The sequence below is a fragment of the Fibrobacter sp. UBA3718 genome (genome assembly GCF_002371935.1).
Classification (GTDB): Bacteria; Fibrobacterota; Fibrobacteria; order Fibrobacterales; family Fibrobacteraceae; genus Fibrobacter.
In genome coordinates this window covers 35,046-57,989 of sequence record NZ_DFHR01000014.1, presented here as the reverse complement: position 1 = coordinate 57,989, position 22,944 = coordinate 35,046, and the positions used below count along the sequence as shown (strand labels likewise).

The 22,944-nt window shown below is 54.6% G+C and carries 13 protein-coding genes and 3 tRNA genes; 10 read left to right on the top strand and 6 right to left on the bottom strand.

Translation table 11 applies throughout. The features are described from left to right. The 4 genes from B4A77_RS06240 to B4A77_RS06225 all read right to left on the bottom strand — a co-directional run. Positions 1 to 570 (bottom strand): GTP-binding protein (locus tag B4A77_RS06240; protein WP_290739253.1); only part of this gene is annotated, 570 nt, incomplete at its 3' end. A 22-nt stretch (positions 571 to 592) separates the two neighbouring features. Further along, positions 593 to 664, bottom strand: a tRNA-Thr gene (locus B4A77_RS06235). 45 nt (positions 665 to 709) lie between these two features. Further along, positions 710 to 792 (bottom strand) — tRNA-Tyr (locus B4A77_RS06230). 9 nt (positions 793 to 801) lie between these two features. Continuing rightward, a tRNA-Thr gene (locus tag B4A77_RS06225) sits at positions 802 to 874 on the bottom strand. 320 nt (positions 875 to 1,194) lie between these two features. Between B4A77_RS06225 and B4A77_RS06220 the strand changes: the two genes are divergently transcribed. Further along, entirely contained in the window at positions 1,195 to 2,715 is a 1,521-nt protein-coding gene (locus tag B4A77_RS06220) for a hypothetical protein (protein WP_290739250.1), read from the top strand. A 107-nt stretch (positions 2,716 to 2,822) separates the two neighbouring features. On the opposite strand, the gene B4A77_RS06215 is transcribed toward B4A77_RS06220, so the two are convergent. Then, entirely contained in the window at positions 2,823 to 7,934 is a 5,112-nt protein-coding gene (locus tag B4A77_RS06215; protein ID WP_290739247.1) for an InlB B-repeat-containing protein, read from the bottom strand. A gap of 215 nt (positions 7,935 to 8,149) precedes the next feature. Between B4A77_RS06215 and B4A77_RS06210 the strand changes: the two genes are divergently transcribed. The 5 genes from B4A77_RS06210 to B4A77_RS06190 all read left to right on the top strand — a co-directional run bounded on the left by B4A77_RS06210 (position 8,150) and on the right by B4A77_RS06190 (position 13,688). Beyond that, positions 8,150 to 8,569 carry an acyl-CoA thioesterase gene (locus tag B4A77_RS06210; RefSeq protein ID WP_290739245.1) on the top strand — a complete coding sequence of 140 codons (420 nt, stop codon included), beginning with the start codon at positions 8,150 to 8,152 and terminating at the stop codon, positions 8,567 to 8,569. 37 nt (positions 8,570 to 8,606) lie between these two features. Next, positions 8,607 to 9,023: an acyl-CoA thioesterase gene (locus B4A77_RS06205; protein WP_173366123.1), complete on the top strand. Its 417-nt coding sequence runs from the start codon at positions 8,607 to 8,609 to the stop codon at positions 9,021 to 9,023. Between the two features lie 4 nt (positions 9,024 to 9,027). Continuing rightward, positions 9,028 to 9,840, top strand: coding sequence for a hypothetical protein (locus B4A77_RS06200; protein WP_290739242.1), 813 nt, complete (start codon positions 9,028 to 9,030; stop codon positions 9,838 to 9,840). A 3-nt stretch (positions 9,841 to 9,843) separates the two neighbouring features. Beyond that, complete coding sequence (locus B4A77_RS06195) at positions 9,844 to 11,136, top strand: replication-associated recombination protein A (RefSeq protein WP_290739239.1); 1,293 nt, start codon at positions 9,844 to 9,846, stop codon at positions 11,134 to 11,136. Positions 11,137 to 11,309: 173 nt separating this feature from the next. After that, positions 11,310 to 13,688, top strand: a complete 2,379-nt coding sequence (locus B4A77_RS06190) for a DUF4859 domain-containing protein (RefSeq protein WP_290739236.1) — start codon at positions 11,310 to 11,312, stop codon at positions 13,686 to 13,688. A gap of 59 nt (positions 13,689 to 13,747) precedes the next feature. On the opposite strand, the gene B4A77_RS06185 is transcribed toward B4A77_RS06190, so the two are convergent. Then, positions 13,748 to 14,731, bottom strand: a complete 984-nt coding sequence (locus B4A77_RS06185) for an SIR2 family protein (RefSeq protein WP_290739233.1) — start codon at positions 14,729 to 14,731, stop codon at positions 13,748 to 13,750. A 342-nt stretch (positions 14,732 to 15,073) separates the two neighbouring features. Between B4A77_RS06185 and B4A77_RS06180 the strand changes: the two genes are divergently transcribed. From B4A77_RS06180 to B4A77_RS06165, 4 genes are read left to right on the top strand one after another with little or no spacing between them, the layout of a single operon-like run. Then, the gene (locus tag B4A77_RS06180; RefSeq protein ID WP_290739230.1) at positions 15,074 to 15,865 is read left to right on the top strand and encodes a hypothetical protein; all 792 of its coding nucleotides are present in this window, start codon (positions 15,074 to 15,076) and stop codon (positions 15,863 to 15,865) included. Between the two features lie 57 nt (positions 15,866 to 15,922). Then, the gene (locus tag B4A77_RS06175) at positions 15,923 to 16,087 is read left to right on the top strand and encodes a hypothetical protein (protein ID WP_173382651.1); all 165 of its coding nucleotides are present in this window, start codon (positions 15,923 to 15,925) and stop codon (positions 16,085 to 16,087) included. Between the two features lie 20 nt (positions 16,088 to 16,107). Next, entirely contained in the window at positions 16,108 to 19,509 is a 3,402-nt protein-coding gene (locus B4A77_RS06170) for an exodeoxyribonuclease V subunit gamma (RefSeq protein WP_290739227.1), read from the top strand. Then, complete coding sequence (locus B4A77_RS06165) at positions 19,502 to 22,927, top strand: UvrD-helicase domain-containing protein (protein WP_290739224.1); 3,426 nt, start codon at positions 19,502 to 19,504, stop codon at positions 22,925 to 22,927. The genes B4A77_RS06170 and B4A77_RS06165 overlap by 8 nt, the downstream gene beginning before the upstream one ends. Positions 22,928 to 22,944 lie beyond the last annotated feature (17 nt).

The following is a 22,944-nucleotide window of genomic DNA, read 5'->3' as shown; positions in this document are numbered from 1 at the left end:
CATGACCTTGTCCTGGTAGGCGGGGTCGCCTTCGAGGGCCTTGAGGGCGGAACCGCGGATAATCGGCGTGTTGTCGCCGTCGAAGTCATACTTGGAGAGAAGTTCGCGGACTTCCATCTCGACGAGGTCGAGGATCTCGGCGTCGTCGACCATGTCGACCTTGTTCATGAACACGACAATCTTCGGCACGCCCACCTGGTGGGCGAGGAGGATGTGTTCGCGGGTCTGGGGCATCGGGCCGTCAGTGGCGGCAACGACGAGGATGGCGCCGTCCATCTGGGCAGCACCGGTCACCATGTTCTTAACGTAGTCGGCGTGCCCCGGGCAGTCGACGTGGGCGTAGTGGCGGTTGGCAGTGGTGTATTCCACGTGCGAGGTGTTGATCGTGATGCCGCGGGCCTTTTCTTCGGGAGCGTTGTCGATTTCGTCGAAACGCTTGGCGGCGGCGAGGCCGCGGGCTGCGAGGGTCGTGCAGATTGCGGCGGTCAGAGTGGTCTTGCCGTGGTCAACGTGGCCGATGGTGCCGATGTTGCAGTGCGGCTTGCTTCTGTCAAAATGTTCTTTTGCCATGATTCTATCTCCATTTAGTGAGAGCCCAGATCGGGAGTCGGACCCGAGACCTCTTCCTTACCAAGGAAGTGCTCTACCACTGAGCTACCTGGGCATAAGCCCTATGGCACCATTCAGTACCATAGGGCGGTTTGTTGCGTGGGCCGTCGTGGTTTCGAACCACGGTAGGCGTAAGCCAACGGATTTACAGTCCGTCCCCTTTAACCACTCGGGCAACGACCCATATTTTCAAGCCAAAGATAGGAATCGAACCTACGACCGGCTGATTACAAATCAGCTGCTCTACCAGCTGAGCTACTTTGGCAAGTGAGCCAAATTTAATAAGTTTAGGTGCATCTTGTCAACGAAAAAAGGCGCTTTTTGAAATTTTTTTTGTTTTTTTTCGTCAAAAATGTAAACAGACCCCGCAAGAGATTGTGAATAGATTGTGAATAAGCAAAAATGTTCTCTTTTTCACCCCGGCCATACCCGCCCAAGACGCGAAATCCGCTTTCAATTCGTTGATTATCATTGACATAGCGCACACTCCCTTGTAAAAAAGCGGCCTTTACCCTAGCGATGCCAAATATCCGTAACTATATTTCCTCGCAACACAATCGTGAAACCAATCCCAAGGAGATTGAAATGAACAAGATCAAACTTTCCGCAATCGTGCTCGGCTTTGCCGCCGCTGGCGCGTTTGCCCAGGCTCCTGCCGCCGCTCCGGCTGCGGCTCCCGCAGAACAGGCTGCCGCCCCGGCTGACTCCGTGAAGGCCGCCGAAGAGGCTAAGAAGGCCGAAGAAGCCAAGGCCGCCGAAGAAGCCAAGAAGGCCGAAGAGGCCAAGGCCGCCGAAGAAGCCAAGAAGGCTGAAGAGGCCAAGGCTGCCGAAGAAGCCAAAAAGGCTGAAGAGGCCAAGGCTGCCGAAGAAGCCAAGAAGGCTGAAGAGGCCAAGGCCGCCGAAGAAGCCAAGGCCGAAGACTCCAAGCCGGCCGAAAATACCAACCCGGGTGAAGTCGCGAACGCTGCCGGCAATGCTTTCAGCATGCTCAAGGCCAGCATGAGCGAAGGAACTTCCGCCGCCAACATGGAAGTGAAGTTCTCCGGCGAAGTCGAATTTGACGCCTACACGGGCGACCTCATCAACGAAGACGACGTCAATCACAACTACTGGACCACCTTCGACTTCAATATCGACGTGAAGTTCAACGAGAAGTGGTCCGCACACGTGGGTGTCGAAGCTGACGGTCCCGTCGAAGCTCCGGGCATCGGCTACAACGGCGCTTTCGTGCAGTACAAGCCTGCCGACTTCTTTGCCGTGAAATTCGGTGACCTCACCTTCACGGAAGGCGCGTTCAAGGCCTACTACGGCTACGACGACCCGACCTACAACGCCGCCGGCATGGTGGAACACGATATCCGCGGTCTCCAAATCGAACTCGCCGGACTCGAACTCGGCATCGGCTTTGGCCGTAACGCAAACGACGTGTCTTGCGATGTCCTCGGCGCCTGCGCAAACGGCAAGGTCTACAACGCCCATTTGGCTTACGAATTCGACTACGCCGGTCAGCACCTGCGTCCGTTCTTCGACTACAAGAGCTACCAGACCGAAGAACACAACGAACTGCATGCCGGTATCGATGCCGGTATCAACATCGGCGGCTTCGGCTTCCGCGCTGTGTACGGCTTCCACGCCGACTTCCTGGGCGATGACGAAGATGTCGTACCGAATACCGACCTGACCTCTGTCGCCCACACCATCTTGGCTGAACCCACCTTCGACGTGGCCATGTTCCAGATCAAGACGAGCTTCTTCTTCGCCTTCATCGGCGAAAACGACGCAAACGAAATCGAAGGCCAGAACATTTCTACCTTCAACCGTCTCGCTGGCAACGACTTCGAAATCCCGGAATACATGTTCATCTATGCTGAACCCGCCCTCAAGGTCGGTGGCTTCATGAAGTTCGGTATCCCGGTCGAATTCCACACCAATACGCTTGACACCGATGTGGATGACACCAAGACGATCGACGTTGGCGGCCGCCTCTACCTCACCCCGGTCGAACATCTCGATATCACCCTCCTGGGCATGGTTGACATTCCGGTCGGCGACAACGACAACGATGTCGGTCTGCGCTTCGGTGCAGAAACCGTGTTCAGCTTCTAATCTAGAATTAGACTCTTGACAGAAAAAGTTCCCGGCTGATGCCGGGAACTTTTTTTCTGTAGATCTATAGACTCTTAATGGGCCACGCCTAACGGGCACGCACAAGCCTATCGCACGGAAACACGCCGGGTTGCGCGGCCAATGCGGACAAGGTAATTGCCTGCGCGGCTGACCGGAATGGAGAAATTCGACTCCCCTACCCTGCCGGAACTAAGCACGCGGCCCTGCATGTCGAACAGGGCGAAGGCCGCACCAGGACGGGCTCCGGAAACCTGGAGTTCGCGGTTCATCGCCGTCACACGGAACGAGGGTGCCATGGCGATTGCCGGGATGGCGTCCTTGCAATCCTTGCCCTTGCATTCGGAGCTACTGGATTCCGGTTCCTTGCTGGAGCTGGAACTAGATTTCTCGCTGCTCGAGGAGACGGCAGAAGAGCTGCTTTCTGCGCTGGAACTGGAACTTTCGGGATTGACCGGCGCGAAGTTCGCCGTGACCGTAGTATCGGAAACGACCGTGAGGCGGTACTGCGTGCTCACGAGGCGCACGTCGTCTTGCCAGTTGCTCAGCACGTAGCCGTTATCCGCGACGGCGACAAGTTCAGCCTCTTCGCCATACTTGTAGATTCCATTTTCCTTGAGGCCCCTCACTACGCCCCAGTTCCCGTTGTTCACCTTCACGGTCACCTTGTATTCCTTCGGTTCCCACTTGGCGTAGAAAATCTTGTCGCCCGCATCCTTACCAGAAATTTTGGTGACGACGCTGCCCTGGAAGTTGGCCGACCTGAACCAGCCCTTGAAATCGTAGCCCGTGCGCGTGGGTTCGGGGAGCACAAGCCCTTCGCCGTACGTGTATGTCGTGGGAGCGTTCTCGAGCTTGCCACCGTTCAGGTTGAGTACGAGGGCAAATTCGGACTTCGTCACGAGAACCGGGTATTCGTCGCCCTGCGTCCAGGCCGTACCGGTAATGCCGTTTTCGACAGCGACTCCTTCACCGTCCTTCTGTACATAGTTGTGGAGCGAATCCGCGACCGTGCCGTCCCTAAACTTTTCCATCGGGAGAATAATTCCGAGCAACGTGGTATCGAGACCTTCGACAGTCGGCGCAACGAAGTTGTTCTCGAAGACAAGATTCGTGCTGTAGGACAGCGCCATCACATAATCGATGGCGCCATACCTCTCGTTTGTCCTGGAGATTTCGCCAATGCTGTAGTTGTTAGCGACAATACCGAAAACATCGCTATAGTAGACACGCGAAATAAGGCCCGCGACATACGTGTTATTCGGGCTCGTACTGCGCACTGCACCCGTATTGTAGTTGTTCGCGATTGCAACTTCCCCACTGCCAGATATATCCGAAATGAGACCCGCCATATAGGCGGAAGGCCCGCTGATTTCACCGGCGTTGTGGTTCTGGACGAACGTGAGCTTGCCATAGGACTGACCCAGGATTCCTGCGACCAGGCCCGCATTGTTGTTGAAGATTCGGGCGACCACCTCGCCGTTGTTTTCACAATTCATGATGGTCGTCGTTCCCGAAACACCGCCTACAATGCCTCCCGTCGAAGAATAGCCGCCTACAATTTTCGCACTGTTGACGCTATTGGTGATGCTGATTGTCCCGTACAGGTAGCCACCAAAGCCACCCGCATTGGAGTACCCCTGTATCACGCCATCCGACGTGGAATTGGTAATGGAGAGCGTACCGCTACTGTTGGCAACAAAACCGCCAACGACGTTCGAATCGGATTTCAGGAAGCCCTTGAAATGGCAGCTGTCCATCTCAAGTTTCGCTCCCGGATAACTGACCCCTCTTGCGGTTCGCGCGCCCTTGATAGATGCCACAAAGCCGGCCACTCCATTCTTCACACCGCTAAAGTAGGTATCCTCGAGGGTAACTTTCTTGATGACGACAGGCCCATCGGCCTGCAAGGCCGGGTCGTAGTTCCCTTCGTAGATTTCATTGAAGAAGGCCATAGGTTTCTTGGGTGCGGCAACACCGTAAAGGCCGGATATCTTGTGGCCCTGGCCGTCAAACTTGCCCGAGAACGACTCTATAATTTCCCAAGGCAGGAACTTCGCCACGTTCGCACTGTCGAGCGTGCCGTCTTCCTTGAGCACGTTCTCGTTCACCACGATATCTGCAGTAAGCTTGCCGCATATTTCGGGATGGTTCCAATACGACATGCCGTGCGACCCGTTCACGTATGCCGCAAAGCCGTAGAGTTCTGCCGCATTCGAAATCGCGTAGCAGTTGTCCGTTTCGTCAAGTTCCGGCATCTTGAGCTTGAACCAGGCCGCATAATACGTCTTGTCGCCGGAATCGTCCGGGGTAATCGCCGTCACGGGCGTGCCCTCGAGTTCGGCGTTGTCGTACCAGCCCGCGAACAGGTTGCTGTCGAGCCGCACGTCGCTGGGGAGGGCAAGGCCTACGCCTTCCGTATAGAAAACCGCACCGCCGGAATAGATGATGCCGCCGTTCGTCTCGTAGGTTACGCCGAAGGTCCTCTGCAGTTTTGCCCAGTATTCCTTGTCACCCGAATCCATGTTGGTAATGGCATAAACTCTTTCGCCCTCGAATTCGGGATTGTCGTACCAGCCCATGAACGAGGCGTTTTCCATGTAGACATCCTCGGGAAGCGCCTTCGGGAAGCCTGCGACGTAGTTGTCGAAATACGTGGCATTATTGCCATCGAAGGTATGGAACGTCACCTTGTATTCTGCCGCCCGCGAATTTTCAAGTTCGCCCGAAAGGTTCGGGTAGGCATCTGTACCCACGTTCTGGCCCCAGACGGAGCCATTCTCGCCCTTCCGCAGGACAAGCGTCACCGTGCCGTTTTTGAACAGGCTATCGGCAGCCGGGATGCCGGCAATTTCCCTGTATGCCTGCGTGTTCAGGTAGTAACAGTTGTCAATGCTCACCGTCGATGCGCCTAGATTACCGGCAATAAACGCCTTGCTTTCCTTGTACATGAGGGACTTCGACTTCCATACGCTATAGCAGTTGACCATATACAGCGTGGTGTTCGAAGACAGGTGAGCCAGGATACCGGCGATATTGTAACTGCGCCCCAGGATAAGGCCGCGGTTGTAGGTGTTCTCGAAATGGGCGGTACTCCTGTAGTTGATACTCCCCAGGATGCCCGCGACGCCCTGCGCATCCGCGTAAGGCAGGAGCGTCGATTCGTTGTATACGCCCGAAAACTTGGCACAGTAACCCGAGCCGTAATTTACACTGAACGGGACACCGACTACCCTGCCAGCAATCGCGCCAAAATAGTCGGCCTTGACCGCAAAGTACGAATCCACGAGCCCGAAATTCTTGAGCTCGGCAAACTTGTCCGCAGTGCCGCCGATGCCCGCGAAGAAACCGAAACTTTCGTAATACGTAGAATCGGCGTAGAAGAGGCCCGAAACCACATGCCCGTTGCCATCGAACACACCGGCGAAACTATCTATCGGGTTCCACGGGATATAATTCAGCGCGGCTTCAGCATCCTTGAGCGTGCCATCCTCGTTCAGCACGTCGCTATTCACCACGATGTCGTTCGCGAGACCCGCACAGGCCGACCTTTCCCGAGTATAGCCGGCGGTTCCGTTCACGATGGCGGCAAAGCCGTAGAGTTCCGGAGCGGTCTTGATGACGTAGCAGCCCGCATCGTCCTTCGCAGGAGTTTCCATCTTGTACCAGCGGGCATAGAATACCTGTGCGCCCATCGCATCCGGGCCCACGGCCTGCACCCTGTTCCCGCTAAAGTCCTCCTCGGCGTACCAGCCCACAAAGACGTAGCCATCGCGGGAAACCTTCTTCGGGAGTTTCGCGCCCAAGCCTTCCGTATATTTTTCGACCATGCCGGAATCGACCGTGCCGCCGTTCGTATTGAGCGTAATGGAAGCGACCGCCATGAACTTGCCCCAGACCGTAGCGTCGGTATCTGCTGCGGCGACATGCGAGAGCGTATCGCCCTTGAACTCGGGATTGCCGAACCAGCCGAGGTTCTCGTAACCCGCGCGCTCGATATCGGGAATCCTGACCGCGAAGCCCTTCGGGGCCGCAATTTCAATATTCTCGCCACCGTGCGTATCGAAAGTAACCGTCCTTGCCTCGAAGGTCGCATTCTTCACCTCGCCCGTAAGCACGGGATGGGAATCCGTACCCACGTCCTGGCCCCAGACGGAGCCCTCGAAACCCGCATAGTCATAGGCATGCATGAGGCTTGCAACAGAGCCATCCGCGAGTTGTGCCGCCGTGACTGCCGTACCGTAATGCTCGTTGCGGCCGGGAGCGACATAGAATACGTTGTCGATCATTTCCAGGGCATAGCCCTTCTCGCCGACAATGGACTTGACATCGATGGAAGTTTCCTGTTTGTCGAGCTTGACCTCGCCCAGGTTCATCACGTTAACAAGCGCGCCTCCATAGCTCCAGTGTTCGCCCACGATACCGCCGGACGAAGAATCCGACGTGACAGTCCCCAGGTTGTAGGAGTTGACAATCCACGCCCTGTTCATGTAGTAAACGCCACCGACAATGCCGCCTGCACCGCTCCCCGCAAAGACGGAGCCCTCGTTGAAGCTGTTCCTGACAACGTAACCGCCATCACCGCCCGTAGAGCCACCAATCAGGCCCCCCGCAAAGCGCCCGCTCACGACCACGCCATCAAAAGAGACGTTGTCGAGAACCGTGGCCACATTCGAATACGCATGGCCGACAATGCCGCCCACTTCGAATTTTCCGCGGAAATAGGAGCCCTGCACACGTAGATTCTTGACGGTCACTTCGGGATAATTGAATCCTTCCCTGTTAGCGGAATTGTACGGGGCATTCGTCGAACCGATAAGGCCGACCGGAGACTGCAAGGAATCGTTAAAATAGAGGCCCGTGATGGAATGCCCCTGCCCGTCGATACTCCCGGTAAACGCGATAAGCGGCGTCCAGGTCGCAAAATTTGCCGTATCCGCCACGTTGAGGTTCCCTTCCGCGTCGAGGACGTTCTCGTTCACCACGATATCCTTCGCGAGTTTTCCGCAGGCGAGCGAATCCTTCACAAAGCCGTCGGTTCCGTTCGCGATAGCGGCAAAACCGTAGAGTTCTGCAGTGCTCGAAATCTGGTAGCAACCATCCTTCAGTTCGGGCGTCTTGGGGGTGACTGTCACCGCCCCCGCAAATACGCAAAAAAGCGCAAACGATGCGCAAAAAAGAAATCCCTGGATCCTGGACATCTTTGTAACTCCTGATTATAGTTTCCTAACATACAAACTGCTTTTTTATTGCTGTTTTGTGAAGACGCAAGCGTGCTTTCGCGTTGTCAAGCGTTACAATGCGAATTTGGGCGAAAAACGGGAAAAAAGGACTAAATAGGGTTTCGAGATATGCGGCAGCCATGTAAAAATTGGTTGACAGGTGTAGCGGTGCGTCCAATAACTATATTTTGCCCATGCTAGTAAAAGGTTTGAGTTATACGAGCCATATCGAGGTCCGCTACGCCGAAACCGACGCCATGGGAGTCGTGCACCACGGATCCTACCCTATCTGGTTCGAACAGGCGCGCATCGATTTTTTCAAGTCCATCGGAGCCCCCTACACGGCCATCGAAAAAGAGGGATTCCAGAGTCCGGTACTCGAATTGGTTGTCCGCTACAGGCAACCCTGCAAGTTCGGCGACACCGTAGACATCGAAACGACCATTTACAAGGTAAACACGCTGAAATGGAAATTCCAGTACAGGCTGTTCGTTGGCGAGACGCTCTGCGCCACGGCATCCACCCTGCATGCCTTCACCAAAGGCGGAGTCCCGACCATGGAAAAGCCCGAATGCTTCAAGAAGGTAGAAGGCAAGCTTTTCCCGAATAAATAGGCCGGACTTCGCAAAAATTTGTTTGTATATTTAGTTTATGGAAACTTGCACCTTCAAACACACCGCCCGCGTCGAAGTGCGCTATGCGGAAACCGACCAGATGGGAATCGTCCACCACTCCGTTTACGCCGTGTGGTTCGAGCAGGCACGTACCGAATACTTCCGCGAGGCGGGCGCGAGCTACGCCGACATGGAGGCCGAGGGGTTCTCGAGCCCGGTGCTCGAACTGAACGTGCAGTTCAAGGCGCCCACGCACTACGGCGAATTCGTGGATATCGAGACCACCATGATTCGCGTAGACAAGCTGCGCATCCGATTCGAGTACAGGGCGAGCGTGAACGGCAAACTTTGCACCACGGGCTCCACGCTCCACTGCATGCTCAAGAACGGGCGCCCCACACGCGAACTGCCCGCAAGTTTTGCCAAGTTTGAATTCGTTAGCGAGGAGAAATAGATACATGGAAAACCAGGAAGAGACCGTCCAGATTCACATCAAGTCACTGGACAAGACCGTAGACTTCCCTGTAAGGAGTTCCAGCCCGTGCAAGAAATGCAAGGGCACCGGAATAAAGGACAAGAAGGCTTGCCCGATATGTTGCGGTTCCGGCAGCATCAAGATGCTCGACTGCATCCGCTGCAACGGCACGAAGCAGATTGAAAACGGCCTCAAGTGCAACATCTGCAAGGGCGAAGGAACCATCTCCGAGGCAAAGACAATCGAGTTTCTCCAAGCCCGCCAGTTCTGCGAAGAATTCCAGAAGAAACCGGCAAAGACAATCCTGATTTGCCTCGCATGCCTCATCGTGCTTGGCGCGTGCTCCTACTTTATTTCGAGTTACCTGTTCGTAGACCTCCGCATGATTCAGTCATGGAATGTCTACATCCCGCTTTTGCTCGGGCTCGGCGCCGGATTCTACGTGCTGGTAACCCTCCACAAGATGCACGTGGGTTCGTACCTGCCCGCACCCAAGAAGTTCATGATTTCTGCCGCAGTCATCGCCCTCGGTATCGCGGCCATCGCCATTCCGGGCCCCGTTGCCGGTCGCTACCACTGGATGGAAAGCGAAGCGAAGGAAATCATCAGCGAAGCCCTTGCAGAAGACAACCTTTCTTGCCAGAGCGTCAAGGTATCCAGCCACGACGGCAACGACTATCACGGAATCGCGACGATTTCTGATGGCGATAAAATCAAGATAATCATCCACTACAAGAAAGTCGAAGAAACGAGCCGCGAAATCGGCTACTCCATCGAAGTGGAACCCGTGGAATAAGATATGGACCAGCCGCTCGCCGAAAGACTACGTCCGCAGAACCTGGACGAATTCCTTGGCCAGAACAAGATTCTGGGCGAGCAGAGCCTTTTGCGAAAAAGTCTCGAGAACGACAATGTGCCGAGCATGATTTTCTGGGGCCCGCCCGGCTGCGGAAAGACGAGCCTCGCCCACGTGATTCGGCAACATACCAAAAAGCGCTTCGTCGCCCTTTCGGCAGTCGCGAGCGGCGTGAAGGAAGTGAAGGAAGTCCTCGCCGACGCGCGCACGATGAAGAACGCGTTCATGGACACGATTCTCTTCATCGACGAAATCCACCGCTTTAACAAGGGCCAGCAAGATGCGCTGTTGGGTGCCGTCGAGGACGGCACGGTGACGCTTATCGGCGCCACCACCGAGAACCCGGGGTTCGAGGTCAACAGCGCCTTGCTTAGCCGCTGCCAGCTGATTCTCTTTGCGCCCTTAAGCAAAGAAGATTTGCGCACGCTGATTTTCAGCGCACTGCGCGACCACCCGCGGGGCCTGCAGCTCAAGGACGTGGAAGTCGAAGAGGCGGTTGTAGACAAACTAATCGCACAGTCCGACGGCGACGCACGCTTTTTGCTGAACCAGATTGAATGGATTGGCAAGAACCTCGGCGATCGCAAAATCATCGACGAGAAACTGCTGGAAGAATTCCAGTACAAGAAGCCCCTGCGCTACGACAAGAGCGGCGAGGAGCACTACAACCTGATTTCGGCGCTCCACAAGTCGGTGCGCGGATCTGACCCGGATGCGGCCCTCTACTGGCTGCACCGCATGCTGCAGGGTGGCGAAGACCCGCGGTTCATACTGCGCAGGCTGATGCGCATGAGCATGGAAGACATCGGGCTTGCAGACCCGAACGCACTCTTGCTCGCGACCGCCGCCCGAGAGGCATACGACTTCATGGGCATACCCGAGGGCCTCATCGCGCTCGACGAACTTGCGGTTTACCTCTCGCTTGCGCCCAAGAGCAACAGCCTGGAACTTGCCGGAATGAAGGCAGACTCCATCGTGAAGCAAACCGGGACACTGCCCGTACCGCGCGCATTCCGCAATTCGGTGACGAAGGTCGGCGAAAAGCTGGGCTACGGCGTAGACTACCAGTACGACCACGACAGCCCGGGCGCATACTCCGCGCAGGAGCATTTGCCCAAGCAACTCGAAGGCACCGAGATTTACCAGCCCAAGCCCTACGGCAAGGAAAAGGCTCTGGGCGAGCGGCTCGCGCAGCTGAAGCAGATAAAAAGAGAAAAGAAACAGGCCGAGAAATAAATAATTTTTACACAAAAATACGCTAAAATACAACATTTAAACATATTTTAGCGCATTCATAGAATTACTTTTACACACTTTCAACACGGAAACAGCACGCCGGGAGGGGCAAAACCTAGGATTTCCGGGCGCAAAAACCTATTTCTAGCATAGCATCAAAACTGGAGTGTGTTATGCAGAAAAAGTGTATGGGATGGATAGCCGCGGCAGCGCTCGCGGCAGGGATGGGGGCAACGGCCTCCGCAGCGGAAGGGGACGCCTACACATGGCCCGCCTACCGCTCTGACCTCGATTACGACACCAAGTCGAACCTGGGCGAAATCAAACCGCCCACCAAGTTCAACAACAACTGCTCGGGCGTGACCGGCAAGAAGGCCGGCAAGTGGTGGGCCTTCTACTGGGGCAAGGATCGCGACAGCCGCATTACCGACGTGACTATCGACAGCATCCTCAAGAAATACGATACCGACTTCGAGTACCTCTATAACGAGATGGGCTGGGCCCCTGACGCACAGGCACAGGACGGCCAGTACAGCGCCGTGTACTACTACGGCTCGGGCACGTGCGCGGGCGGCGCAAAGACCGACACCACCGGCGGATGGCAGACATGGGTCGCGGGCTACACGGCCGTCGCGGCATCGTTCTACCCGCTGTACAGTTTCAACACGAGCTGCCCCTACCGCGATCGCGTGGCACAGATGGACGCGATGATCCACGAGGGCATCCACTCGATGACGAACGGCTACCCCGGCGCCAAGGAGGCGCACTGGTTCCAGGAAGCGGGCAACACGTGGATCCAGCAGGACATGTTCAGCCACCGCGAAGGCGTCTATAGCGGCATGGGATTCCTGAACGCGGCGACGGTCATCGCGCCCTTCATGCCCATCGAATGCTACTCGGGCTGGCTCATCGACGGCACCTTCGGCGGCCCCGGCGCCCAGGGCGTCACCGGCAAGAACCAGCGCTACCTTCTGGGCGGCGCGCAGTACAGCAACATATTCCCCACGTTCATGGGCACATGGCTCGGCACGGGGTCCGTGCGCTGGGTGTACGGGCACGCCTACGGTAAGACTACCTACCTGCTCGAAACCTACGGGCTCGACATCGGCCTCGGCGACGAGGGCGTGCGCAGGCTCATCACAGAATTCCGCGCAAGGCTCGCCATGCTCGACATGAAAAAATGGTCGAACGAAATCAAGAACCTGCTGAACCAGAATTTCGGGAGCGATACCTACTGGGAACAGGACATGTGGGACAACAACAGGAAAAGCTACACCTGGAAAATGACTCCGTACCAGAGCGTCACCACGAGCAACGGCGACTGGGTGCCGAACCAGGACTTGACTCCGGGATGGTCGGGCTCGAACGTAATACCGCTCAAGCTCAAGGACGGCGCGACGCAAATCAGCATGACGCTCTACCCGAACGGCTCGCATTCCACGAACGACAACATGCGACTGGTGCTCGCCTACCGCGCCACGGACGGCACGCCGGTGTACAGCGAACCCGTGAAGGGCAACCAGACAGCCATCCTTAAAATCGCGAAGACCCCGAGCACCACGGGCGGAAGCAAGATGGCCTTCGCCATCGTGGTGAATACCGACTACAACTACTCGAAAAATCCCGATATGCGCACCTACCACTACGATTACCGCCTCAAGCCCGAGGAAGGAATCAACGGCGCAGGCGACGCGAATACGAAATACTACAACGACTTCAAGCTCGACTACAAGTGGCCCGAAATCGGCGACGCGCCCGTTGCATCGAGCAGTTCCGTTACTCCGACGTCCTCCAGTAGCTCCGTTACGCCGACATCGAGCAGTTCGAGCAGCATCGCGCCGGCGACGGTCGCAGCGACATACGAAATCAAGGTAACCCTCCCCATCGACGACAACTACGCTCCGGTCACCGCCACCTTCGACGTCGCCGAAGTCGCAGACAAGCTCGGGCTCACCGCGGCAAGCCTCTCGAAGGCGACCTTCTTCGCGCAGGAACCGGACGGGAACAAGGTAACCGAATCTACCGCGAACGCTCCCGGCCACTGGTTCGGCATGGCGGGCAACGTGGTGGAATGGGGCGAAAACGCCTATGTATTCAGCGAAGCGGATATTGCGAAGGGAACCCTCTCCATCGGGCACTACCCGAACCGCGTGAATAACGGCGATACATACAAGTTCACGCAGGGACTCGAGTACAACGGGAAAACGGTCCTCTTCAAGGTGACAGTCACCCTCACGAACGAGCAGGGCAGCGGAGCCGGCGAATCGACCACAGCACTGATGTACGGCCTCAAGGGAATCGCGACGCACATGGAACTCTCCCTTGCCCGCAGGAACCTCAGCGTGCGCTACTCGCTCCCGAACCGCGACAACGTGAAGATAAGCCTGTTTACCGGATTCGGCGCGCTAATCGACCAGAAGGTGACGGGAATCCAGAACGCAGGCGGGCACGTGCATACCTTCGACATGAGCGAGATGCCCGCGGGCACCTACATCGTGAAGGTATCGACCGGCAGCTACCACGAGGCGCGTCCGATAAACATTACCAAATAACCGGCTTTTCATTCCGATCCAACATGGATAAGGGAAGGCAACCGCCCTCCCTTATCTTTTTATACCCAGCGTTCCAAAAAATCCTTCGCGTCGCAGCTCACGACCAGGCTACCAAGCAGGCGTTGCAAGCGTCCAAGCACTGGGGAATTTTCCGGCTCGAAAACCACCACCTTCTTGAAGCGTTCACGGTGCCGGAGCAAGAATTCCAGGTTGTTCATGTCCGTCTTCGGGAAACCATAACCCAGAAAATATATCTCCTGCGCATTTTTCAAGTAGTAATCCGCCTTGCTCCAGAGCAGGTTAAAGAGACTCCCGCGCAAAAAGGATTCCTTCGCATGTGCCATCGGGATGTAGATGGGCGTGTCTTCGCGGTAGATGGGGAAACTCCGGTCGCAGGGCTCCACCTGGCACACGTTCTTGAGGTCAAGCGGGTCGGAGGCTCCCTTCACCGGGTACCAGTTGAGTGAACCGTGCAGCTTGATGAGGTCGACCGTGAGCGTCCGCGGGGCACGAACCGCACTCCGGTCCGCAGGGTCAATACGCACGCCGTAATCCACCGCCACGCGCGAACTCATCTCCGGGTCGGCAGCAATCACATCCTCGACAAGCGTATCGTAGTTAAACGTGAGCAACAGCGTATCGCGCACGCCCTCGCCCGGGCAGTTCTCGCACCCCCCAAGGAACTTGCGGAGCACCGCGGCCGATTCCGCATCCACACCCTTGTCGTGCCGGATTTCGCTCGCAATAAACCGCAAAAGCTCGAACCGCAGGCTAGAATGGTACAGGCTCTCCCGCACCCCCGGGAAAATCTGCGCCGAAAGAATCGAAGTCGAAAGCCGCTCGATGTCCAGGTAATCCGGCTGGCCGTTACACAGTTCTAAAAAACGCGTGCAGTATTCGCGCAGATGCGGAAACTCGTCCGGAATGCCGAAGGGAATGCGCTCGTTCAGGTCGCGGAGCGTGGGCATCTGCGGGCAGAAAGACTTGCTGAAGCCGGAGCCCAGCACAAAAATACGGCGGTATGTACCTGATGTAGTATCCATGGTCTAGCGCTCCTTTAATCATCCTTAATGCAACGAACAGGATTCAAGGCTTTTTTATCCATATAATCACCAAAATTGAGTGCAGAAGACTTGTTAAATATAACAGGATAGGCGGAAGTTTTTCTAGAGCTGCGTTCAGTCGACTGCCAAAACGCCGCAAGTTTGGTTCTGTCAGAAACGCTACTTATGGTGTCATAGGGAAGTTCCGGATCGCATGGATTTTGTATATTACGCTTTAGATTTATGCATGTATTCACATTTATGCATAAATAAACGATAATATATTGCAACAGGCATGGAGCTTTGCTGCGCAAACACAACGCCATTGACAGGAGCTCAATTATGGCAACAATTCACATCGACGACTCGAAACCCTTCCCGTACATCCCGGCGGAGCCGAACAACAAGCGCGAAACTTTCGCGGATTTCTGCAAACGGCAGGCGTCTGGACTAAAACTAATCAGCGACGAAATTGAACAAGAAAACAGGGAGCAGGAGGAATTGCACAAATTCCAGGAAAGGAGCGTTGAGCGCAAGAAGAAACTGCTGTTCGACAACCTCGATCTCATCATGCGCCACAAGGACGAAATTCTTGCGACACCGCGCTACGCCAACATAGACGTCCACTACGCCATCAAGGGCGGTGGGCTCTACGTAGGCCCCCTGCAAACCTCAAGGGCATTCAACATCGCAGGCAGCATCGTCAGGGTCGGCTTCAGGCTCGCGACACTCCTGCGCATCTGGGAAACCGATCAGTTCAAGGTGGAATGCGAGTGCGGCGGCACAGCTGTCATCCGCTCGTTTACGGGATCGCCCCTTTCGGGAGGTTCGCAGGCGACGGCGATTTGCCCCAGTTGCAAAAAAGAAACCCGCGTCGCAAACCGCAGTTTTGGCCAGTATTTCTGGTATTTGCAGGCAAGCCTTTCCGAAGACGTCGAGGCCGTCGCGAGGGATTTTATCGCCAAATGGACGCTCGCCGAAACAGAACACGAAAAGAAGGTCGCCGAGGGGATATACAGAGACCCCAGACCAGGCGACGATCTCCACGGCGACGGCAAGCCATGCAATCTCGAAACCATGATCAACGAGCTGAAAATTAAGGAATATGACGAATCCGTACACTCACAAACATAAATGTCAGTATTTGTCACAATTATTGATTAAATTTAAACAGCAGGAAAGGAGCAAACCATGACACTCGAAGAAAAGGTAAAGGAACTGTATAACGAGCTGAAGCCAAAGTGCGAAGCGGAAGGCTTGAACCACTTCTGGGAAGTCCACAAGGCATTAAGGCGATTCCGCAAGGAACACCCCGACTTGGACGAACAGTGGTCCCGCGAAGCCGAAGGGCTGTAACTTATAACTATATTCTTACTATGCTGCACCTGAAATTTGCACTGAACCTGGAAAATCTGGCCGACGAGATGATTGACGCTCTCGGCAAGTGTTGGACGGACCCTTTCGATTCGCCCATCGTGATTTTCCCGGACCCGAAAATCGAGCAGTGGTTCAGGCTGCGCTATATTGCCAAGTGCGGCGTCCTTGCGAATTTGGAGATTATCACACTCGATAAATTCCTGTTCAGGTATTTGACGCAAGGGGACACGTCCAAGCAGAAGTTGACTGCAGATATCCTGTGCAACGTGCTAATCGCCTACTTGAACGAGACCTATTCCGCAAAGTCGAAAGCGATTCCGAAAGAAATCAAGAAGTACCTTTATAAAAAGTCCGGTGAAAATTTTTCTGGTGAAATCGACGAATCCAAGTTGTTCGATTTTGCACGCACGTTGGCGGGTCTCTTTTTGGAATACGAAACGAGCCGCCCGGGCGGTTTTATTTCGCCTTTGCAGAACAAGCATCACGAGGGCTTGCTCGCTTACTGGAAAGAGGGCGAGTTGCGGGATTTCTTCTCGGACAAGGGCCGTGTATTGCCCAAGGAAAAGTGGCAGCGCGACGTGTATGCGCAGCTGTTCCACAATGCGGGCGGCAAGTCCCTGCTGACTCGCGTGTTCGAGGCGACGCACAAGCGCACGGGCAGCGATACGGAATACCTCACGATTCCCTACCTGTTTTCGCAGCAGAAAGATTCGTCGCAATGGAAAAAGCCGGTCTTCATTTTCAGCCTTTCGGGTATGGGGCAGTTTTACCGCGTAATCTTGCAGAGGTTTGCGCAGGAACATGACATTTTCGCCTTTATCCAGAATCCGTGTATGGAATTCTGGGAAGATGTGGGCAACCGCGCCGTGACGCGCTGGAGCAAGAAAGACGAGCCGTCGCGAATTGCGCTCCCGGCCGTTCAGGATTCCGCTACCGAAGAGGGGCTTGCCCAAAACGAGAACTTGCTTCTTAAAAACTGGGGCCGCACCGGCCGCGAAAACATTCGCCTGTGGTGCTTGGCGTCGGACTATACTTTTGATTTTGTCGGTTACGAATACTCTCCGGATTCGTTGTTGCACCAGGTGCAGTATCTTGTTTCGCACCGTCTGAACCGTTTTGACGATTCCGAAGCGGCGCCTAAATCCATTTCGCCTAAAGCAGACCGTTCGCTGACCCTTACCGCGGCGCCGTCATCTCTGCGCGAAGTCGAGAATTTGCATACGCAGGTTTGCCTGCTTTTAAAGCAGGGCGTGCGCCTGGACGAGATGGTAGTGATTGCGCCCGAGCTGGATGCGTACCGCACACCGATTGAGCAGGTGTTCAACGCGGCCCCGCGCGACAGCGAGTTTTACATTCCCTACACGATTACGGACTACCCGGAAAAGGATTCCCTGATTGGCAAGGCCATTGTGAATCTTCTGGACATTCACCAGCAACGTTCGATTTCGAGGCCGGCATTCTTTGACCTTGTCAAGAATCCGGTAGTCCAGTCTACGCTGCAGATTACCGACAGCGACGTGGCCGCCTGGGAAAAGTGGGTGGTGAACATGAACGTTTACCGCCACAGTGCCGAGGGTTCCGAAGACGACTGGAGCCGTTGCATAAACCAGATGCTTTTTTCGCAGGTGACCGACGCGCCGTTTGCCTCGGCCCACAAGCGTTACTTGCCCTACGAAGATATCGAATCTTCGGACGACGGGCTCACCATGAAGTTTATCGCCTGCATCGACGAACTGAACCGCTGGATCCGTTTTGCGCCGGAGGGCATCGAGCCACACCAGCCGAATTCGCTTGCGACCCTGAAATCGCATTTGGCGCATTGGGTGGCGTTGAACGCCAAGGAAGACCGGTTTGCCGTCGAAAAGAAGATTTGGCAGAGGGTGCAAGATGCAATCGACCTGATGGAATTCCAGTTCGATGCGGGCGCGGCTCGGATTTCGTGGAAAATCGCGGGCCAGATGCTTTCGAGCGCCTGCCAGGATTCCCATACCGGAAACACGCGGCTTTTCAGCGGTGGCCTCACCTTTATGCGCTTCGCTGTCAACAGGGTTGTCCCGGCTAGGCATATCTTTTTCCTCGGCGCAAACGCAAGCGTATTCCCGGGACAAAAGAAAGCGAACACCATGGATTTGCGCACCCAGACAACGCGCTGGCCGGGTGACGACACTCCGGTCGACAAGAACTGCTATACCTTCTTGTGCCAGCTGATGAGCGCTGCCGACGGGTTCCATATCAGTTATATCAACAGGAACCTGAAAAAAGACGAAGAACTTTTCCCGTCTTCGGTGATTCGGGATTTGCAATTCTTTATTGCCGAAAGCGCTTGCCCGAACAGTGCTGTTTTTAGGGAACGCAAGATTCCGCTGGACGAAACCCGGCCGGACGAAGAACTGTTTACGCTCCGCTCCATTCGCAACAAGTTGAACCGCATTCTGGAAACCCGCACCGAAAATTCAAGCGAAAACGAACCGGAAGAAGTTCAGGTTGCCTTGCCCGATACGGTGAATACCCGCGACTTCAGGCGGTTCTTCGATGATCCGTTCCAGTTCCAGCTGGCGCGAAAGGTGACGTTGCCGTCGGTAGAAAACGACCCCGAAAAGGAACTTTTCGAACCAGTCTCCTTGAACAATCTCGACCGCTCTATTTTGCTCAAGGATTTTGTGCAATCTGTCATGGATTCCGAACGCATCAAGGATTCCAAGACAGAAGAGGAATGGATTTTAAAGAAGAAAATTCCGCGTGGAGTTTTTGGCGACGTCGCCCTTGACGACATCAACAAGGAATCGGAAGTTATTTACAACCTGGTTTCTGAAAGCGTTGGCTGCAGGAATGCGAAATACCAGGAACAGCTGGAAGTTTCTTTGTCGGAAGGCGCACACAGCTGGACATTGCGCAGCAAGCTTGACTGGCACAGTGAACTTGCGAATGGAACGCATGTGCTATTCAGCGTCAAGTCCGGCGATATTTCCAATACAGATTTCACCAAGCTGTTTTTGGACGCCTTGCTGATTGCTGCCGCAGACTCGAACGATGCTGACGGAATCCCTTTTGAGCTGAGGGTGTTCTCGAGCAAGAACAAAGTCGCCGAAAAGAAATTCTCGATAGACCGTCGCGGCGCCATGCAGCGCCTGAAAATCATATACCACCGCTGCTATGTCGAAAATTACCGCAAGTGTGTGCCCGCAAAAATGTACACCGAAGGCGACATGCAGACATTCTCCAATTACCGCCTGAAACTGGCGGGCAAATATGGCCCGTGGTCTTATTTCGACGGAAAAAATCTATTCGACCCCGAAAAGTTCTCCGGATTTTCGCACGAGGATTTCTCGAAGGACTGGGAAATCGCCGTGATGGAACAAACCCGTTTGCTGGACCCGATTTGGAGGGATGACGATGAATAATGTTTTTGACATAGAATCGTTTACCGGCAACGAGAACCTTTTTATCGCGGCCTCCGCAGGCACGGGCAAGACTTACACCATTCAGCAGGTAGTGGGCAAGCTGGTGGCCCAGGGAATGAATCTGAACCAGATTCTGATTGTGACCTATACCGAGAAGGCCGCCGGCGAACTCAAGGACCGCATCCGCAAAAAAATCGAAGAAGAATTCAAGAAGGACAGCGGGAACATTTACTTGCAGCAGGCATTGCACGATGTCCAGGGCGCCCCCATCGGCACCATCCATTCGTTCTGCCAGAAGGTGACGCAGGAATTCGCCTACGAAGCCGATGTGCCTTTGAAGCAGGAACTGATTGACGAAAGCGCCGTAGAAGAACTGATTCAAAAATCGATACGCGACGTATGGGCGCACGAAGAACTTTTCAAGTGCTTTGTGAAATACAACGGCGACTTGGAAAGCTTTACGGACTTGCTGAAAGGCGCCATCGCAAGCTATATTCCCGAAACGGTGCACTTCGCAGGAAACATGGAACTTCGCCTCGGCACAAAGGACATTGACTTCGATGATGTCGGCTGCATGGCCGAAGCGGAAGACTTTACGCACTTGAGGGAAATCCCCTGTGTAGATGCCGCCTGCGACATCCTCAAGATTCACCAAGACGAACTCATTACAAAATCCAAGACGGCGGGCGACATGCTTAAGGCAGTGTCGTCGTGGACAAAGGGCTTCGCCCTATATAATGGCGCGTCGTTCAAGTTCAATGTCTTGAATGATGGCTCGGAACTGGATTCGGCCCTCAGTATCATCAAGGATTTGAAGGCTTTGCTCGACGAAAAATCGGGCGGTATAGAAACGCTGCTTTTGCACAAATGCCTTTACGAATACACGCCCAGACTTTTCGATGCTTGGCAACTCCACAAGAATACAAGCAAGATCCAGTCCTTCAACGACATGATTCGAAACGTCTACAAGGCGGTCCTTGATGAAGATTCTCCGCTGGTAGATTCGTTGCGGCAAAAATACCTGTTCGCCATCATCGACGAATTCCAGGACACGAACTTGCTGCAATGGGAAATTTTCAAGCGCGTATTCTTTGATGCCGACGACGGACTGCACCATATTCTGGTGGTGGGCGACCCCAAGCAATCAATCTACAGTTTCCAGGGCGCAAACGTCAAGGTTTACGAAAATGCCGTTGACCAGATTGCAAACGGCAAGGTGCTTTCGACAAACTGGCGTTCTTCCAAGGCGATGATTGAAGCCTGCAACGAACTTTTCCCGCCATTCGGTTTTAAATTCAAACCGTCGAAGAGCCCCACCGATGCTAAAAAAGATGCGACCTACAAGGGAAAAGTCATCAAGCCGTTCCTTGTAAGCAAACCGAATGTAGATCCGAAAGATTACGCTGAAATCGTGGTCAACAACATTGTAGACCTATGCTCTTTCAAAGGCGGCAAGACGAACCTTCAGATTCCGGATAAGGAAACGGGTGAACTTCGCAACGTCAGGTTCTCGGATTTTGCCGTCTTGGCAAGAACGCGTACCGAACTTGACAATATCGAATACGGCATGAAAAAGGCCGGCATCCCGTTCTTGCGGTACATGGACGCGAACTTGTTCCGGAGTCGTGAATGCGCCGAATGGACAGCGCTTTTCAGGGCCATCGACGCCGAAGATTATTCCGACAGGAACCGCAGCCTGCTTTACGCGGCACTCATGACGGACTTTTTCGGCAAGGACATGGACTACATCAATGCGTTCAAGCCCGACGAAGACGGCGCACAGTTTATTACCATCTTCTCGCGGTGGCATGCGTTGGCAGAACAGCGCCGCTGGGCGGAACTGCAGGAATGTATTTACAGCGATGCGAGCAATCTTGTGTCGCTCAACGCTCCGGACCAACTCCAGAGCCTGAACAAGATTCGCCAAGTGGGCGATTACGCCATCGAATACTTGTATACCGCCAACGCCTCGCTCGAAGAACTGATTCGGCATTTGGACGGCCTCGCTATCGGTAGCGAAGACGCTCTCGAAAATTCAAACATCGTGGCGAAAGGCACCGACCTCGACGTGGTGCAGACCATGACCATTCACGCCTCCAAGGGCTTGGAATTCCCGGTGGTGATTTCGGTCGCGAGCGAGCGCGGGCATGTCGGGTCTTCGGGGCCATACGTTTTCAACAATCCATCGGGCGACCTTTCCCGCGTAATGACTTTTGAAAAAGGCGGAAAAGAGATTTGCCAGCATGAAACCGAAGAAGAATGGCGCAGGCTTTTCTATGTCGCATTCACCAGGGCCTCGTACTTGATGATTTTGCCCTGGTTCCCGAAATTCAAGCCTGACAAAAGCGGGAAAATGCGCGCCCGCTGCAAGGCGATGGACTGGTACGTAGACATTCTTGAGGGATTTTGCAAAAAAGCCGAGAATGCCAAGTTCTTTAATTTTATCGAAGACAAAAAGTTTAAGGACCGTAAGGAATCCGTACGCACGATTTTGAAGCAGATGCAGAAGGATTCCGAAACGATTTCGGCGGCAAGTGTCGAATCGGCCGCACAAACGCTCAAGTCGCTTGATGTGTGGCGCAAGTTCCCGCATTCTACCTCGTATTCGCAAATTGCCCACGGCACGCAGGAGCAAGAAACAGACGAAGGCCGCCTGCAAAAAGACGAAGTCGACAGCACGAAGGCCAAAACGGAAAACGCAGCGCCAACGGCCGAAGATAAATACCCTCGCGGCGCCGAACTCGGTAACGCCATCCACAAGATTTTCGAACTGGTCGATTTTGAAGAAGTCGGCAAGCTCGCGCTCGCAGAGGCCCTCGAATTCAAGCCGTTGCAGGAACTGGTTCGCAAGTCCTTCATTGACGAGAATCTGGATATCGAGCATCACCCGCATTGGCTCGCAAGAACAGTCGAGATGGTTTGGCATACCCTGAACGGCAACCTGGAAACAATCGAAGGTGCGCAAAAGACGGGCGAATCGTTTACCCTGAACGAAGTCTCGTTTGCAAACCGCCGCAGCGAACTTCCGTTCCACATGGCGCTGGAAGGCGTAAAGGGGACGGAACTTCTGGACCGATACTGCAAGGGCTTTATAGACCTTCTGTTTGTCCGCGATGGCCGCTACTGCATTCTTGACTGGAAATCCGACGTGCTGGGCGATTACGGGAACGAATCGATGAAAGAACACATGGTGTTCAGGCACTACGATGTACAGCAGATTCTCTATTCTTACGTGCTTATTCGCTGGCTCAAAGGATTCTACCGGGATTTGACGGAACAGCAGATTTTCGAAAAGTATTTTGGCGGGATCTATTACGTATTCTTCCGGGGCTGTAGCGAAGGTGAAACCTCCGGCATCATGTCGAGTACGTTCGCTTCTTACGAAGAACTAAATAGCCTTTACAAAGGGATTATCTAGCCATGGACAAGAGTAAC